Raw genomic sequence first — 16,555 nt, 5'->3', positions numbered from 1 at the left:
CACGCGTAGATGGACCACGACGGTACCCACGGGCGGTCGGCACCGCGGGTGCCGCATCGACCGGCCGTAGGAGGGACGCATGGCTACCTGCACGCTCTGTGACCTCCCAACGGGGTCCGACCCGCACACTGCGACCGACGTCGACGGCGAGTACTGCTGTCGCGGGTGTCTCACCGTCGCCCGGTCGCTCGACGACGTCGACGACGTCGCTGACCTCGAGGCGCGGACGCCCGGGTCGGCGACCGACGACTCGTTCGACGGCGAGACCGCGTTTCTTCACGTCGACGGGATGCACTGTGCGACGTGTGAGTCGTTCCTCGAGCTGACGGCCGGCGAACAGGCCGGCGTCGAGGCGGCCGAGGCGAGCTACGCCACGGACACGATCCGCGTCGAGTACGACCCCGACACGGTGACCGCAGAGGCGCTTCCGGACGCGCTCTCGGTGGCGGGATACACCGCGAGTGACCGCGCCGACCCAAAGTCGGAGGGCGACGACGTCGCCGTCGTCCGCTTCCTGATCGGCGGTGGCTTCTTCGGGATGATGGCGATGCTGTGGTACGTCCTCTTTTTGTACCCGACGTACTTCGGCTACGAGCCACTGCTGGATCTCGGGGGTGTGAGCGGACTGTACCTCTTCGCGAACGTCTGGTTGTTCACCTCTATCGTGTTGTTTTACACCGGCTACCCGATACTGCGCGGCGCGTACGTGAGCCTCAGGGCCGGTCAACCGAACATGGACCTGCTCGTCTCGCTCGCGGCGACGAGCTCGTACGCGTACAGCACGCTCGCGATGCTGCTCGGCCGGACCGACCTTTACTTCGACGTGACGATCGCGGTCATCCTCGTCGTCACCGCCGGCAACGAGTACGAGTCACAGATCAAGCGCCGCGCGACCGGGATGCTCTCCGAGCTGACCACCGCCGCAGAAACAGAGGTGCGACGGGCGTCCGGAGAGACCGTCCCGACCGAAGCCGTCGAGCCCGGCGACCACCTGCTCGTCCGGCCGGGCGAGCGCATCCCGTTCGATGGAACCGTCGTGGAGGGGACGGCTGCGGTCGACGAGGCGCTCGTGACCGGCGAGTCGCTCCCGGCGACGAAACGCCCCGACGACGCGGTCCGTGGTGGCACCGTCGTCACCGACGCGCCCGTCGTCGTCGCGGTCGGCGAGGACGCGACCAGTACGCTCGACACGCTCGTCAGGCTGTTGTGGGAGATACAGAGCTCGCGGTCGGGGATCCAGCGGCTCGTCGACCGGCTCGCGACGATCTTCGTCCCGCTCGTGATCACCGTTGCGACTGTGGTGGGCGCGGTGACGCTCGCGACTGGGGGCTCACCGACGACGGCCGCGCTCGTCGCACTCACCGTCCTCATCGTCTCGTGTCCGTGTGCGCTCGGACTCGCGACGCCACTCGCCATCGCGGCCGGGATCCGTGACGCCGCCCGGCGCGGAATCGTGATCGTCTCGGACGCCGTGTTCGAGTCCGCCGCCGACGTCGACGCGGTCGTCCTCGACAAGACGGGGACGCTCACCGACGGGGAGATGCGGCTGCTCGAGACGGAGACCGACGACCAGACCACCGCCGAGTCGATCGTCGGCCGGGCGGCCGCACTCGAGCGGGCCTCCGCACACCCGATAGCCGAGGCGATCGTCGAGGCCGCCGGCGTCGGCGACGAAGGCGAGGATCGGCCCGGGGGCGTCGACGAAGGCGGTCCCACGGCCGTCGCCGATGGTGGGACCGAGCCGGCCGGAGACGCTCCCCGGCACGTCCGCGAAGCGCCCACGGCGACGCCCGACTTCGGCGTCGACACCGCGGCCGTCACCGTCACCGACCGCGGCGTCGAGGGAACGATCGACGACGAGCGCGTCGTCGTGGGGCACCGGTCGCTGTTCGCCGGGGCGGCGTGGACGCTCCCCGACCGACTCCACGACGCCGGGGAGGCGGCCGTAGCCGACGGCAACGTCCCAGTGTACGTCGGCTGGGATGATCGAGTGCGGGGCGTGCTCGTCGTCGGCGACGAGGTCCGCGACGGCTGGGACGACCTCGTGTCCGATCTCGACGACCGCGGAAAGCGTGTCGTCGTCCTCACTGGCGACTCGCGCGCCGCGGCGCGGCGATTCGAGGCGCACCCCGCAGTCGACGAGGTGTTCGCCGAGGTGCCGCCGGAGGCGAAAGCCGAGACCGTTCGTCGACTCGGCGGCCGCGAGCGGGTCGCGATGGTCGGCGACGGGAGCAACGACGCGCCGGCGCTCGCGGCCGCAGACCTCGGCGTCTCCGTCGCCAGCGGGACCGACCTCGCCGCCGACGCCGCCGACGCGGTCCTCTTAGAAGACCGCCTGAGCGCGATCCCCGAGCTGTTCGCGGTGACGCGCGGAACGAACCGGCGGATCAGAGAGAACCTCGGGTGGGCGTTCGCGTACAACGCGGTCGCCATCCCGCTGGCGATCACGGGCGTGTTGAATCCGCTTCTCGCCGCGATCGCCATGGGAACGAGCAGTATCCTCGTCGTGAGTAACTCCTCGCGGGCGGTGTTCGACGCAGAGTGAGTCGGCGAGCGCCTACGACGAGACGTGCGGTCGCACCGCGCGAACGATCGCGTCGACGTCGTAGGCGTCCTCGCTCAGATCGAAGACGACGGTGCCGTCGACGCGCACGACGAAGATCCCGTCGTCGCCGGTCACGAGCGCGGCTTCGGCTATCGATTCGCCGAACTGGGTGAGTATCGCATGCGAGACGTCCACGGCTCTGTTCGCCATCCCACACGGGACACAGTACTCGACTTCGACGCGAGTCATGGAGACGGGAGGCCCGCCAGCCAGTTCAACCGTTCGCTCTCAGACGACGAGTGCGTCGAAGACGACGGCGAACAAGAGGAGGCCGAGGTAGGCGTTCGACGCGTGGAACGCCCGGAACGCCGCCGACTCGGTCTGCTCGTAGTGGAGCCGAACGACGGCCCAGAGGAACACCGCGCCGAGGACGACGCCGACGAGTGCGTAGAGGCCCCCGAGTGGCTCGGCGACGAGCGCGAGCACCGCCGCGGCCACGAACGTGGCGCCGAGGTACCAGAGGATGTGTCGACGGGTGGCCGTCTCGCCGTGAACGACCGGCATCATCGGGAAGCCCCCGCGCTCGTAGTCGTCTTTGTACGCCAGCGCGAGGTTGTAAAAGTGCGCCGGCGTCCAGAGGAAGATCACCGTCGCGAGCAGCAGACCGCCACCGCCGACCTCGCCGGTGACCGCTGCCCAGCCGATCATCGCGGGGAGCGCACCGGCGGCCCCACCGAGTACGGTGTTTTGCACCGTGTTCGGCTTCAAGATCAGCGTGTACACGACGCTGTAGAACAGGATCGCTACCAGGCCGAGTACGGCCGTGAGCGGGTTCACGCTCCAGAACAGCCCGAGCGAGACGACCGTCAGGAGGCTGCCGAACGCGAGCGCACGGGGAACCGGGACGAGGTCGGTCGCCAGCGGGCGGTCGCTCGTTCGCTGCATCCGCTTGTCTACGTCGCGCTCGAGTACGTGGTTGAACGTGCCGGAGGCACCGATAGAGAGTGCACCACCGGCGAGGGTCGCGGCAACGATACGCGGGGTGAAGCCAGGGCCACCAGCGAGCGCCATACCCGCGGCGGCGACGAGACAGAGCAGCCACATCAGCCGTGGCTTCATCAGCCGGAAGTACGCGGCTGCGGTCGCTCGAAGCCGTGGGATCGCCGCCTCTGGAATCGACGGCTCTGGGGCTGCCTCGGCCGGCGGGAGGTCGGACTGGCCGGGCTCGAACGTCGACGGTGCATCGGACGGGTCACCCGTCTCGGCCTCGAGCCACCACGCGAGCGCGGCGAGGACGCCCCCGAAGATGGCGAGTCCGAGAACGAGGTGAACGAGCCCGACGGAGACCGTCACTCCCGACACCGACAGCGACTCCGTCCCGAGTGCGACGAGCGCCCCGAGGCCAGCCTGTGCCGGAAAGAGCAGTAGCGCGAGGAGGATCGACCCACGAACGCGTCGGTCCACGCGTCGGCGCCACGCGAGCACCGCGGCGACGAGGACCGCGACGCCGACGACGACCGCCAACGCCCGATGGCCGAGCGCGATCCAGCCGCTCGCGCCGGCCGGAAGCGCCGTCCCGCCGCCACAGGCGGGCCAGCCACGACAGGCCGCTGCGGCGTCCGTCAGCGACGTCGTCGCACCCACGACGACGAGGAGGTAGACGCCGATGGCCGTCGCACCGAGGAGCACGGGGTAGCGGTCGGGAATCGTCACTACGAGCGGGTTGGGTGTGCGATCATATATTTCCCGCGCTTCACAGAATCGAGATCGGTCGACGGAAGCGCGGCGGAACAGAGCGGTGGCTCACCCGCGCCGCTCGAGTACGCGGTCGATGATGTCGCCGGTGGAGAGAAGCTCGTCGTCGTGGCCGGGTGGCCTCGCGGAGGCGCGCTCGACGCGGCACTCGAGGCCTCTCGCTTCGAGGGCGGCGGCAATGGCCGTCTCGTCGTGGTGTTGATCGAAGCCGAGTACGATGACGTCCGGATCGATCGTCTCGATGGGAACGAAGATGTCGTCGGGGTGGCCGAGGTGGGCCTGGTCCACGGCGGCGAGTGACGCGACCATGTCGCGCCGCTGGCGGTCGGCGAGGATCGGACTCGGCTTGTGTGTGACGTTCTCGCGGCGGGCGACGATGACGTGGAGTTCGTCGCCGTACGTGGTCGCGTCTTCGAGGTAGTGGACGTGCCCGGGGTGAAGCAGGTCGAACGTGCCCTGTGCGACGACCCGCGTCATCGGAGCCACGAGAGGAAGCCGCCGCGGTCGGTTTCGTCGTCGAGCTCGCGGTCGATGTCGGCCTGTGTAAAGTCGAAGAAGTGCTCGTCGGCCATCTCGACGTCGAGTACCTCGAGCGGTCGTTGAGCCCCTTCGGCGTCGAACGCCTTCCAGTCGCCCCAGCCGTACGGGGCGCCGAGAATGAGGTGGACCGATCCCTGCCCGAACGTCGCGAGATCGGCGTCGCTCGGCCGGAGCACGCCGTTCGGGTGTGAGTGGACGGAGCCGACGGCGCGAAGATCGTTCGGCTTCATGTGCGTCCGAACGGACGCGCTTTGCGGTGTCGACTCCGTCCCGGGAATGACGAGGACGTCCGTGATCACCTGTCCCGTCCGGTCGAGTCCGACCGTCTCAGCGTCGTCGGCACGGAGGAACCCCATGTACTCGTCCGGATGGGATTCCGCGGCGGCCTCGAGGACGAACTCCATCGTCTCCCGGGCGATCCCGAGGAGTTCGTCCGACCGGAAGAGTCGCATGTGAGATGAAACTCGCCGTCGACTCATATGGGTTCCGGACCGCTGCCCCCCACAGCGGCGTCGGGACAGCGGCCGTCGGACGACGGGGTCGCCGACCGTGACGGAACGTCCACGTCATCGAGGCCCCGACGTGGGTGCGACGGAGATAACAAGGTTAACACCGAGCGCTGTCGAACGTCGTGTATGAGCGACAACATCGCCGGGGATTCCGGCACGCGGGACGATTCGAGTCCCGAACCCGACGCAGCGGGTGCGGAGGGGACGGCGGACGACCGGCCGGTCGTCTACGACCTCGCCCCAGACTGCACGCTCGAAGACGTCGAGACCGGGGCCCGCTATCACGCCGTCGTCAACGGAGTCGTCGAATACGGCGTCTTCGTCGACGTCTCCGACGGGGTCTCGGGACTGGTCCACGAATCGAACCTCGACGGGCAGTACACCGTGGGCGACCGACTGATCGTCCGGCTGACCGACGTGCGCGAGAACGGTGACGTCGCGTTCGACGAGGCACATCCAGAGGCGTACCGCACAGAGACCGTGGCACACGAGCCTACCGTCTCTCGGGTACGGGGACTCGTCGCCGGCGATCAGGTGACCGTCGAGGGAGCAGTCGTCCAGGCGAAACAGACGGGTGGCCCGACCGTCTTCGGCGTGGCTGACGCCTCTGGCGTCGTCTCGTGTGCCGCCTTCGAGGAGGCCGGCGTGCGAGCGTATCCCTCGGTATCGGTCGGTGACATGATTCACGTCACCGGAACCGTCGAAACTCGCGACGGGGGACTCCAACTCGAGGTCGAGTCGCTGACCGCGCTCGAGGGCGACCGCGCCGACGCGGCTCGCGAACGATTCGAGTCCGCACTCAACGACGCGGCGGCGCCCGAAGCCGTCGATCCGCTCGTCGAGTGGGAGGCCTTCGAGCCGATTCACGACGACCTCCGCGAGCTCGCCGAGCGACTCCGTCGGGCGGTGCTCGCCGGCCGGCCGATCCGCGTGCGACACCACGCCGATGGGGATGGAATGTGCGCCGCGATCCCCCTCCAGCTTGCCCTTGAGCGGTTCGTTCGCGACGTACACGAGGACCCCGACGCCGCCAGACACCTGTTCAAGCGACTGCCGAGCAAGGCACCGTACTACGAAATGGAAGACGTCACGCGCGACCTCACCTACGCGCTCGAGGGGCGCTCGCGACACGGACGGAAGCTGCCGCTGCTGCTCATGCTCGACAACGGCTCGACCGAAGAGGACGTGCCGGCGTATCAGAACCTCGCTCACTACGACATCCCGATCGCGGTGGTCGATCACCACCATCCCGACCCGGAGGCGGTCGCGCCGCTGCTCGACGCCCACGTCAACCCCTACCTCCACGGCGAGGACTACCGCATCACCACGGGAATGATGTGCGTCGAACTCGCCCGGCTCGTCGACCCCTCGATCACCAACGAACTCAGACACGTTCCGGCCGTCGCCGGCCTCTCCGACCGGTCGAGGGCCGAGGCGATGGGTGCGTACGAGGAGCTGGCTGCGGAGGCCGGCTACAACCGCGAGGACCTCCTCGACGTCGGTGAAGCGCTCGACTACGCCGCCCACTGGCTCCGGTACGCCGAGGGGAAGACGCTGGTCAACGACGCGCTCAACGTCGGCTGTGACGACGACGCGCGCCACGAGGAGCTCGTCGCGTTCCTCGCCGAGCGGTCCGAACGCGACGTCGAACGGCAGCTCGAGGCGATCGACGAACACGTCGAACACGAGCGGCTCGCCTCCGGCGCACACCTCTACCGGATCGACGTCGACGAGTACGCACACCGGTTCACCTACCCTGCGCCCGGAAAGACGACCGGCGAGCTTCACGACGCGAAGGTGGAATCGACCGGAGACCCGGTGATCACTATCGGGTACGGCCCGGACTTCGCGGTGCTCCGCTCTGACGGCGTCAGACTCGATATTCCGACGATGGTGACGGAGCTCGACGAGGAGCTGCCCGAGGCGGGCGTCTCCGGTGGCGGCCACCTCGTCGTTGGATCGATCAAGTTCGTGAAGGGGCGGCGGTCGGCGGTTATCGACGCGCTTATCGGAAAGATGGCGAACGCGGAGATCGACGAGGCGCTCTCGGCGGCGGCGGTCCCCGAGAAGTGAGCGGCCGGCGAGGCCTCGGCCGTCGACGTGGTCGGTGGCGGTCGCTCACGCGAACGCGACCTCCCGACGCGTAACGACGGCGGCGGCCCCGAAGGTCGCCGAGAGTCCGGCGAGCAGGCCGACCGGAAGGTGGACGCCGCCGCCGCGCCAGTCGGCTGCGTACGTCCGGGCGTAGAAGTCTGCGACGGCCGCGTTTTCGACTGCGAGAAGCACCTCTCGGTTTCGTGTCGTGGCACCCTCGTTCCAGTTGAGGCTCCCGACGATTGTGGTGTCGTCGATCACGAGGCCTTTGGCGTGGACCTTCTCGTACCGGCTCCGCGGCTCCGCGATGGCGACGACGATGGGCTCGTCAGACAACGCCTCGAGGAGCGCCCGGTTTCGGTCGCGGTCGTACCAGGCGTTCGAGAGGAGCAGGTGGACGTCCACACCTCGGCTGGCTGCCCTGCGGAGCGCCCGAACGATTCGGCCGTCCGGCCCACCGGTGCGGGGGATTACGGCGAGGACGCGCTCGTCTGCCGCGTCGACCCGCGCGACGATGCGGTCACCGGCGTTGTCGGGGGCGGTGAGGAGCTCAACGTCTGCGGTGGTCGCTGGAGGCGGCGAGAATCGTGCCGGATACGGCTGGTCGGCAGCGAGGATGCCGCCCTGGTCGCGCGGTGCTGGGTGTGCGGGGCCGTGGACAGACGCCGTCGTCCGAAACGAGGCCCACCGCCGGGTATCGGCGCCGTCGGCGTCGTTGGTGAACACCGCCGCGAGGTCGGCGGCGACGCGTCGGTCGTCGACCACCACTCCCCACCCGCGGCTGGAGTTCCCGCCGGTGCCCGAACGCTTCCAGTTCTCCGTGAGCACGATCGCGCTGTCGTCGACGACGGCGTACTTCGCGTGGTGAAAACGGAATCGTCTCGGGGTACCGTCGAACACGCGGACCGGTATGCCAGCCGCGACGAGGCGGTCGGCGACGCGGGCGCCGCGGGCGGGAAACCCGCCGACTGGCGTTCCCTCCACGAGGACGCGAACGTCGACCCCACGGGCCGCCACCTCAACGAGGCGGTCGGCGACGCGTTCGGACTCGACGGTGTACCCGGCGAGGTACAGTCGGTCCGAGGCGGTCGTGAGGACCTCGACCGGGACGTGCGGCGAGTCCGGGAGCACGAACGGCGTCACGGTAGCGCCGGCTGTGCGCTTCGAATCGCGGGGCTCGTAGCCGTCCGGTCGCCACTCGTCCCACGCGGCACGCCAGCGGTATCCCTCGCGAGCACGGTCGTACGCGACGACGTCCACGACGACGTCGTCGCGCCGGAGCACGACCCGCTCGTCCGTCGTGGCGAGCGGGAAGTACGATTCGGGCCGAACCACCGGAACGTCCCGACCGGCGAGGTGGGATCTCGTGTCGGCGGGGTGCATGGAGATGGCGACGACCCCGCTGACGGTCGGCGGTATCGCCGCGGTGAAGTAGCCGTCAGTGAGCGACCAGTTGCCCGGCGTGGGAAGTCGGACGATCAGGTACTCGCCTCGGTCCTCGTGTGTGACCGGGTTCGGGTACAGCTCGAGGATGCGCGGGCCGGGGCCGGTCGCACCCGCTGTCGGATCGTCACCGTCGTCGGACACGTCGGTGAGCTCGTCAGCTGCTCGCTCGGAGGCCGGCGCGTCGGCGACCGCGGTAGCGCCGACGGTCGGCACGGCCGTCGCGAGCACGAGGCCGGCGACGAGGAGCGCGGTGAGCGCGAGGCGGAGGCGAGGCGAGTGGGGCACGCAGGTGATGGCCGCGGGTTCGTATATAAACGCTCGGGTCGGGGTCTGTGTGGGTCACAGGCCAAATCGCAAAGGAAAACCACCCCGCTCGGGTGCTCGAGGCGTCGGCTCTCAGGCCGTCTGTGCCGCCGCGTCGAGCGTCGCTTTCGCCTTTTCCGCCTCGGTCTGGACGACGAAGGAGTGCTCGTCGGCGTACTCGGCTGCGGCCTCAAGGGCGTCACGGGTCCCGATCTGTCGGAGAGCCCAACCGGCGGCGGCACGGACGTCGTCGTCGGGATCCGTCGCGAGCGTCTCAGCGAGCGGGGCGACGGCGCGGGTGTCGCCGATCATCCCGAGCGCACGGGCTGCGTACGGGCGGACGTGGTCGTCGTCCATGGTAAGCTTGGCCGCGAGCGGGGCGACGGCGTCGGTCGAACCGATCTCACCGAGCGCCCTGAACGTGGCCTTCTGCAGCTGCGGGTTCGAGTCCTCGTCGACGTACTCGACGAGCGTCTCGACGGCTTCCGTGGCCGCCATCTTGCCGAGGATACGGATCGCCGTCTCGTCGCGCTTTCCAGCCCGTCCGAGTAGCTCGTCTACCGACTCTAGCGTCTTACCACGCTTTCCCATCCGCTCGAGCGACTCGAGACAGTGGTCCTCCATGAACTCCGAGCCGAGCGCGTCGAGCGCGAGGAGGATCATGTCGACGTTGCCGCGGGTCTCGTGTTCTTTCAGCGCGGCCCACTCGACCGGGAAGTCCTTGTAGTGGCCGAGCACGTCGTAGTAGCCCTGTGCGCGGAGTTGTTCGTGCGTCTCGAGGTCGTCCCACTCTTCGGCGTCGTCGAGCGCCGTCTCGAGGTCGTTTGTCGCGTCGACGAGCGCCGCGATGGTCGCCGCGTCGTCGTCCGGGTCGAGTTCGGCGTCTGTGACCGCCTCGGCGGCCGTGTCGAGGGCTGTGGTCAGCGCGGCGATCGCTTCGGCGGGGTCTGTGTCTGCCGAGTCAGCCGTGACCACTGCGTCGGCTGGTGCTGTCGCGTCGTCGGCGACGTCGGTGTCGAGTGCCGCCGTCGCGTCGGCGAGGAACGTCTCGACTGCCGCCGCCGCGTCGGTGCGACCGGCCGCAGTCCACTCGGTGTCTTCGAGGGTGTCGACCGCGGCGTCGATCGAGGCGACGACGTCGGCCGCGTAGGGGCCGCGAACGGCTTCGACGTCGGTACGGATCGACTCGATCGCCGTTTCGAGCTCGTCACGGGGATCGTCGGCGTCCTCGTCGTCTTCGTCCGGTTCGGGGAGATCGGCGTTCGCAACCGCGTCGGCCGCGTCGTCGAGGAGGGCGTCGACGTCGTCAAGAGCGGGTTCGGTCTCGGCGTCCTCGAGAACCGCCTCGATCTCCGCGAGGTACTCGGTTAGCGATTCTTCGGTCGCGTCGTCGGGGAGCGCTGGGGCGGCCGCGTCGTCGGCAACCGCATCGTCGGCCGGCTCGTCGTCGCCGTTGCTCATATAGCCGTAGGGTGCGCGCGTCGCGCATTAAGCCGTTTCCCTTCCCGTCGCGCGCGAATCCGCCGGCCGCGACGGTGGCACCGACGGCAACGAACCGGGAGTATCTGAAAACAAAAGTTTCAGTTGTCGAAAGCTGAGTTCACATAGTAGAAACACCTAAGTGGGTGGCGCTCGTCTGTAGGGATGTCATGAGCACGCAAAAGCAGGCCCGCCAGCCGTACGGTGAGGTCCACGAGAGCGAGGCGCTCCGGATTCCCGAGGAGAAGGCCGAGCAGTTGGTCGACGCACTGAACACCGACCTCGCGGCCACCTACGTGTTGTACCACCAGATCAAAAAACACCACTGGCTCGTCGAGGGTGCCGAGTTCCTCGGTGTACACGAGTACCTCGGGGAGGTCGCCGACGATCTCGAGGAGAACGCCGACGAGCTCGCCGAGCGAGCACAGGCGATCGGCGGGGTCCCGCTCTCGGGGGGCGCAAACTACGAGGAGCACGCGCCGGTGACGCCCGAGGACGCCGACGCGTACGACATCCGGCCGTCGCTCGAGAACGACCTCGAGCTGTTCGGCGAGGTGACCGAGATGCTCCGCGAGCACGTCCAGCTGGCGCGGAGCCTCGGCGATTACGGCACCGAAGAGGTGTTCCGCGAGGTCCTCGAAGACGTCGAAGAACACGGCCACCACATCGAGCACTACCTCGAAGACGACACGCTCGTCACCCAGGCGTCGCTCGAGTAGTCGGTCGACCCCGGCGTCCAGCATTCTACGCTTTTTCACCCGACGAGCAACAGCGCTCGCGTGTGGTATCACCGGCCACCGAGCGCGACGGACCGACGCGGGCGTGAGCACTGGCCGGCAGTCCCACGGAACGGGGCGAACACGCTTCTGCGGTGGCGCGCGCCTCGTGAGGTCGCCGCAGGCGGACTCACGAGCGCGTGCGAGGGATGAGCGAGGGAGCGCAGCGACCGAGCGAATCGGCTGGGGAGGGCGTGGCGGTAACTGGTGTCCGGCGGTCGCAGATCGTCTCGGTCACACAGTCACCAACAACGTATAGAATCGGCCCGAGAGGGTGTGGCGAAGTGATGTCCCGCGGTCGCAGATCGTCTCGGTCACACAGTCACCAACAACGTACAGAATCGGCCCGGGAGGGAGGAGTACACCTGATGTCTGGTTCCCACGCAGTCGTGTCGGTCTCCCTGTTGCACTCGTCGGTGCTGGCTACGCGGTGTACGCGTGCTATCGTTCCACGACCGACGGCAACGACCCTACCTGGTCGGGAGCGTCACACTCAACTATCTCGAATCACCATGATTTTCACTCGATTCACGCCGTCGAAGTCGCGAAGGCGATAGGTCAGCTCTCGAACGCGTTCACCGGCCCCCTGACAGAACAACGACTCGAGACACCACTCCCCTTGGTGTGTGTGACCCGTGTTGAGGATCACGTCTTGATACTCGTGTTGGACCCCGTGGAGTTCCTCGATCACCTCGTGATGACGGTAGTCGAAGGCGACGAGCGCGATAACGTCCCCGCAGAGGTCTTCGAGCCGAGAATGCGACTCGATGTACTCCTGCATCGCTTCGCGGACGGCCCGGGATCGGTTGTCCAACCCTTCGTCCTGCCAGACCTGATCGAACTCGTCGACCACTGCGTCGGGGATATTGAAACTCGTTCGCATACTCCCGCCCTCGGGACCCACACACAAGAGCCCCGAGTATGATGATTCCCCCAATTGGGTATTAACAACCGTTATTCGGCATTCGTGTCGAGTGCAGAGTATGACGATGATACCCAGCGACATGGTCGGCCTCTTGCTCGGGGCGGTCGCACTCGGGGCAGTCCACGGAGTCGAGCCTGGACACGGGTGGCCCGTCGCCGCCTCGTACGCGTTGGATCAGACGAACAAGTGGCTCTATGGCCTCATCGCGGGGCTCATCATTGGAACTGGCCACCTCGTCAGCAGTCTCACGATGGTGGGCGTGTTCTTCTACGCGAAGTCCTATTTCAGTCTCACCCAGGTGAACGAGCCACTCACGATCCTCAGTGGGGTTCAGATCGGTGGCCCAGTCAGTGTCGTTGCGGGCGTGCTGTTAATCGGTCTCGGTGTCCGAGAGTACCGTCACGACCACTCACACGGCAGTCACGAAGGTGACCATACTCACTCACACGAGCGTCGCGACCACGAGTCGACGAGTCACGCCAACCACGGCGACAGCCACGACGATGTGCACGTCCACCCGGACGCACAAGACGGAGAGGAGATCGGGTCTCGGCTGAGACGGATCGTGCCGTTTGTCGGTGGACACTCACACACGGATGGTGGCTCCAGTGAGATTGCAGAACGGGGATTGTTCGGAATCGCGTGGTTCGCTTTCTTGCTCGGATTCGCTCACGAGGAGGAGTTCGAGATCATCGCGCTCTGTGCCGGGTCGAGCTACTGTCTCGAGTTGATGAGTGTATACGCGAGCACGGTGATCGTCGGCATCGTCGGACTAACGATGCTACTAGTCGCCGGCTATCAGCGTCACGAAGAAACCGTCACCAAGTATACACCGTATCTACCAGCCTTCTCCGCGGCGATCCTCATCCTCATGGGCGGTGGATTCATCCTGGGGGTGTTCTGACGTCACCGATCTAGCTCGACGGTCATATCCGTCGCGATCCACGCGTCGGTGTTCCCTTCTTCGGTGAACACCGTCCGATCGGGAGACGTACAGCTCATCGCCACGGTCGGGCGATCCTCGACCGACTCGTCGGGTACGCCTTCGACCGACTCACCGGGTACCTCTGCTGTTGACTCATCGGATGCGTCTTCGATCGGATTCCCGCGCTCCATACCGACCGGGTCAGCGTCGGTGAGGGTTATAGGTTTCGGTGGGCCTAAAACTGAGCCGAGCGCGGGCGATACCCGGCGATCCGTGCCGGAGACCGGAGGGCATTATCCCGCCGACACCGACCTCCCGTCGATGACCGACGCACTGTTCGATCCGTTCACGCTCCGAGAGACGACGATTCCGAACCGGATCGCGCTCTCACCGATGTGTCAGTACTCGGCCGAGGAAGGGGTCGCGACCGACTGGCACCGCGTCCACCTCGGCACGCGCGCGGTCGGCGGCGCTGGACTCGTGATGACGGAGGCGACAGCCGTCGAGCCGCGCGGCCGGATCACGCCCGCCTGTCTCGGCATCTGGTCGGACGAACACGCCGCCGCCCTCGAACCGATCGTCTCGTTCGTCGAGTCGCAGGGTGCCGTTCCGGCTGTCCAGCTGGCACACGCCGGTCGCAAAGGGTCACACGCGCCGCCGTCAGCAGGCGGACACGCGCTCCCGGCGGACCACGAAGACGGCTGGGAGACCATCTCGGCCAGCGACGAACCGTACCCGGGCGAGGAGACGGCCGCAACCAGCCGGATGGACGCGGACGACGTCGAGGCCGTGGTCGAGGCGTTCGTCGACGCCGCGGCACGCTCGCTCGAAGCGGGTTTCGAGGTGGCCGAGGTGCACGCCGCACACGGCTACCTGCTCCACCAGTTCCTCTCACCCGTCACGAACGACCGCGACGACGACTACGGCGGGAGCTTCGAGAACCGGACGCGGCTCGTGTGTGCGGTCGTCGAAGCCGTACGAGCGGTGTGGCCCGACGACAGGCCGGTGTTCGTGCGCATCTCTGCGACGGACTGGCTTCCCGACCGCGAGTCGTGGGACGTCGACGACGCCGTGCGACTCGTACCGCTGCTCGCCGACGCCGGCGCGGACCTGATCGACGTCTCCGGGGGCGGCATCCACCCCGACCAGCAGCTCCCGAATACTGGCCCGGGGTACCAGGTGCCGTACGCCGAGACGATCCGCGAGGCCACCGACGTCCCGGTCGCGGCCGTCGGGAAGGTGACCGAACCGGCTCACGCGGACGCGCTGGTACGTAACGGTCGAGCCGACCTCGTCGCGCTCGGCCGCGAGCTGCTTCGAAACCCCTACTGGCCGCTTGAGGCTGCCCACGAGCTCGGTGTCGATGTCGAGTGGCCCGTGCAGTATCGGCGCGGCCGGTTCGAGTGATCCCCTGACGGGTTTTTACGCCGTCACGACCAACAACGGGTTATGAGCCAGCGCGACGACCCACGAGACGACGACATCGCGGCGCGGCTCGACGAGCTCGCGGCGATCCTCGACGACCTCCGCGAGGACCTTCGCGAGGGCGACCGCCGGGCACCACCACGTCCCCCGCGGCTCACCGAGCTGCTACGGTTCACCGAGCAGTACACCATCCCCACTGTGATCGCGCTCCTCGAGACGACGATCACGTCACTCGAGCTGGTTCGGGGCGCCCTGCGGCTCGTCGACCCCGAAGGACGCCTCGGCGACGAGCGACGACGGGCCCGCGACGCCGGCACCTCCGGCACGGCGCTCGATGCCGTCAGAGACGGGGCGACGACCGGCCTCGCGCGGTCGCTCTCGGAGCTGCAGCGCGCTCTCGAGGAGGCGAACCTCCCCGAAGAGACGGTCTCACGAACGATCCTCGAGGAGGCACGCGACCTCTCCGCGGAAATAGAGGCCGCCATCGAGGGAGCCGAATCCGACGCGGACGCGAACCGAAGACCCGAGTCGCCGAAGTCGAAGACGGACCGTCGCGAGTCGAAGTCGGATCGCACGTCCACCGAGACGCCCGACACGGTCCACATCGACGTCACCGGGCCGGGTGAAGACGCGAACGACCGGGAGTCCGAAGATCGCGCCCACGAGACCGAGGGCGCGGCGAACGACGAGTCGACCGAGTCGCCCGGCGGGACAGCCCGACCGGCGGTCGACGTCGAATCAGAGCTGGAATCGATCAAACGACAGGTGGGCGACGAGGGAGGCGACGATCCGCAAGACGAGGGAGGCGACGACCAGGAGGCCGCCAACCAGCACGACGAGGAGGAGACCGTCGAGTCTCGCGACGACGCGGGCGAGAGCGACGACGTCGGGCGCGAGAGCGACGACGCGGGCAAGAGCGACGACGTCGGGCGACGACGGGTCGTCGAGAGACGCCTGAGCGAGTCGGGTGTCCGTGGTCGCCGCGACGACCGGCTCACCACTCGACGTCGAGGTGGTCGGCGACGCGCGCCGCCGAGTCACAGAGGAGGCCGTCGTCGTCGGTGAACACCTCGAGCGCGACCGTCCCGTCGAAGTTGTCGAGGCCGTCGCTTACGACGCCGTAGTCGACCTCGCCGGCACCCACGGGCATGTGCGTGTCACCGCGCCGGCGGACGTCGTGACAGTGCAGGTGTGAGACTTGGTCCCCGTGACGACGGAGGAACCGCCGGATCGCGTCGTTGCCGCCTTCCATGTAGGCGTGGCCCACGTCGAAACACACCGACGCGCCGGTCTCGTCGGCGACGTCGCCGAGGATCGACAGCTGGATGCCGCGGTGCTGGTGGCCGACGTTCTCGACGACCACCTCGACGCCCGCCTCACGACCCGCCGCTACGATGCGCCGAACCTGCTCGACGGCCGTCTCGCGAAACGCCACGTCGTCGCGGTCAGCAGAGGTGGCGTGGAGGACGGCCTTCGTCGCACCGAGGGCGCCCACCGACTCGAGGAGTCGGCGCTGGTACGCCACGATGGCGTCGTTGACTTCTGGCGCGTAGCTCGTGAGGAGCTGGCTGTACGGAAGGTGGACGACGAGGTCGCGGTCGGCGAGCCCGCGTTCGAGCCGAGCGGGATCGATCTCCGCCGGCGGGAGACTACCCGCGCCGACACCGAGCTCGACGAAGTCGAACGCCGCCGGCGACGACGCCAGTCGCTCGAGGTCGTCGCCGACGGTTACACCGATGTCCATACCGGGCCGTCGGGTCGGCGTGTACTTAATCGCGACTGCTCGCCCACGCGTCGGGTGTACGGTCGAACGGTCGGCGAGCAAGAGCGGCC

The 16,555-nt window shown here is 68.0% G+C and carries 15 protein-coding genes; 6 read left to right on the top strand and 9 right to left on the bottom strand.

Going from position 1 to position 16,555, the window contains the following annotated elements:
* The first annotated feature begins 79 nt into the window (after window positions 1-79).
* Window positions 80-2,545 carry a heavy metal translocating P-type ATPase gene (locus ACNTAO_RS09530; protein ID WP_435161763.1) on the top strand — a complete coding sequence of 822 codons (2,466 nt, stop codon included), beginning with the start codon at window positions 80-82 and terminating at the stop codon, window positions 2,543-2,545.
* A 12-nt stretch (window positions 2,546-2,557) separates the two neighbouring features.
* Here ACNTAO_RS09530 and ACNTAO_RS09525 read toward each other — a convergent pair whose 3' ends face one another.
* From ACNTAO_RS09525 to ACNTAO_RS09510, 4 genes are all read right to left on the bottom strand, one after another.
* Window positions 2,558-2,794 (bottom strand): SelT/SelW/SelH family protein, encoded by a 237-nt coding sequence (locus tag ACNTAO_RS09525; RefSeq protein WP_435161762.1) that lies wholly within the window; start codon window positions 2,792-2,794, stop codon window positions 2,558-2,560.
* A 39-nt stretch (window positions 2,795-2,833) separates the two neighbouring features.
* Window positions 2,834-4,258 (bottom strand): heme o synthase, encoded by a 1,425-nt coding sequence (locus ACNTAO_RS09520; protein ID WP_435161761.1) that lies wholly within the window; start codon window positions 4,256-4,258, stop codon window positions 2,834-2,836.
* A 90-nt stretch (window positions 4,259-4,348) separates the two neighbouring features.
* Window positions 4,349-4,777 carry an FAD synthase family protein gene (locus ACNTAO_RS09515; protein ID WP_435161760.1) on the bottom strand — a complete coding sequence of 143 codons (429 nt, stop codon included), beginning with the start codon at window positions 4,775-4,777 and terminating at the stop codon, window positions 4,349-4,351.
* Window positions 4,774-5,292 carry a Mov34/MPN/PAD-1 family protein gene (locus ACNTAO_RS09510; RefSeq protein ID WP_435161759.1) on the bottom strand — a complete coding sequence of 173 codons (519 nt, stop codon included), beginning with the start codon at window positions 5,290-5,292 and terminating at the stop codon, window positions 4,774-4,776. Before ACNTAO_RS09510 ends, ACNTAO_RS09515 begins: the two co-directional genes overlap by 4 nt.
* A gap of 183 nt (window positions 5,293-5,475) precedes the next feature.
* Here ACNTAO_RS09510 and han point away from each other — a divergent pair, with 183 nt between their 5' ends.
* The gene (gene han / locus ACNTAO_RS09505; RefSeq protein WP_435161758.1) at window positions 5,476-7,422 is read left to right on the top strand and encodes a Hef-associated nuclease; all 1,947 of its coding nucleotides are present in this window, start codon (window positions 5,476-5,478) and stop codon (window positions 7,420-7,422) included.
* 45 nt (window positions 7,423-7,467) lie between these two features.
* Here the strand turns inward: han and ACNTAO_RS09500 are convergent, their stop codons facing one another.
* Window positions 7,468-9,174: a phospholipase D-like domain-containing protein gene (locus ACNTAO_RS09500; protein ID WP_435161757.1), complete on the bottom strand. Its 1,707-nt coding sequence runs from the start codon at window positions 9,172-9,174 to the stop codon at window positions 7,468-7,470.
* A 111-nt stretch (window positions 9,175-9,285) separates the two neighbouring features.
* On the bottom strand, window positions 9,286-10,653 hold the full coding sequence (locus ACNTAO_RS09495) for a HEAT repeat domain-containing protein (protein WP_435161756.1): 1,368 nt from the start codon (window positions 10,651-10,653) through the stop codon (window positions 9,286-9,288).
* Window positions 10,654-10,841: 188 nt separating this feature from the next.
* Between ACNTAO_RS09495 and dpsA the strand changes: the two genes are divergently transcribed.
* Complete coding sequence (gene dpsA, locus ACNTAO_RS09490; protein WP_435161755.1) at window positions 10,842-11,390, top strand: DNA starvation/stationary phase protection protein DpsA; 549 nt, start codon at window positions 10,842-10,844, stop codon at window positions 11,388-11,390.
* Between the two features lie 550 nt (window positions 11,391-11,940).
* Here the strand turns inward: dpsA and ACNTAO_RS09485 are convergent.
* On the bottom strand, window positions 11,941-12,330 hold the full coding sequence (locus tag ACNTAO_RS09485; RefSeq protein ID WP_435161754.1) for a CopG family ribbon-helix-helix protein: 390 nt from the start codon (window positions 12,328-12,330) through the stop codon (window positions 11,941-11,943).
* Between the two features lie 106 nt (window positions 12,331-12,436).
* On the opposite strand from ACNTAO_RS09485, the gene ACNTAO_RS09480 reads away from it, so the two are divergent.
* Window positions 12,437-13,276, top strand: a complete 840-nt coding sequence (locus ACNTAO_RS09480) for a sulfite exporter TauE/SafE family protein (protein WP_435161813.1) — start codon at window positions 12,437-12,439, stop codon at window positions 13,274-13,276.
* A 2-nt stretch (window positions 13,277-13,278) separates the two neighbouring features.
* Here the strand turns inward: ACNTAO_RS09480 and ACNTAO_RS09475 are convergent, their stop codons facing one another.
* Window positions 13,279-13,470 (bottom strand): hypothetical protein, encoded by a 192-nt coding sequence (locus ACNTAO_RS09475; RefSeq protein ID WP_435161812.1) that lies wholly within the window; start codon window positions 13,468-13,470, stop codon window positions 13,279-13,281.
* A gap of 148 nt (window positions 13,471-13,618) precedes the next feature.
* Between ACNTAO_RS09475 and ACNTAO_RS09470 the strand changes: the two genes are divergently transcribed.
* Together ACNTAO_RS09470 and ACNTAO_RS09465 are read left to right on the top strand one after the other, a co-directional pair.
* Window positions 13,619-14,704: an NADH:flavin oxidoreductase/NADH oxidase gene (locus tag ACNTAO_RS09470; protein ID WP_435161753.1), complete on the top strand. Its 1,086-nt coding sequence runs from the start codon at window positions 13,619-13,621 to the stop codon at window positions 14,702-14,704.
* A gap of 42 nt (window positions 14,705-14,746) precedes the next feature.
* Window positions 14,747-15,787 carry a DUF7547 family protein gene (locus tag ACNTAO_RS09465; protein ID WP_435161752.1) on the top strand — a complete coding sequence of 347 codons (1,041 nt, stop codon included), beginning with the start codon at window positions 14,747-14,749 and terminating at the stop codon, window positions 15,785-15,787.
* On the opposite strand, the gene ACNTAO_RS09460 is transcribed toward ACNTAO_RS09465, so the two are convergent.
* Window positions 15,717-16,466: a sugar phosphate isomerase/epimerase family protein gene (locus ACNTAO_RS09460; RefSeq protein ID WP_435161751.1), complete on the bottom strand. Its 750-nt coding sequence runs from the start codon at window positions 16,464-16,466 to the stop codon at window positions 15,717-15,719. The two genes, ACNTAO_RS09465 and ACNTAO_RS09460, sit on opposite strands and share 71 nt — an antisense overlap.
* Window positions 16,467-16,555: the final 89 nt, after the last annotated feature.

This window comes from Halorubrum zhoui, assembly GCF_051194155.1.
Classification (GTDB): Archaea; Halobacteriota; Halobacteria; order Halobacteriales; family Haloferacaceae; genus Halorubrum.
This window is presented reverse-complemented; position numbering and strand designations above follow the sequence as displayed.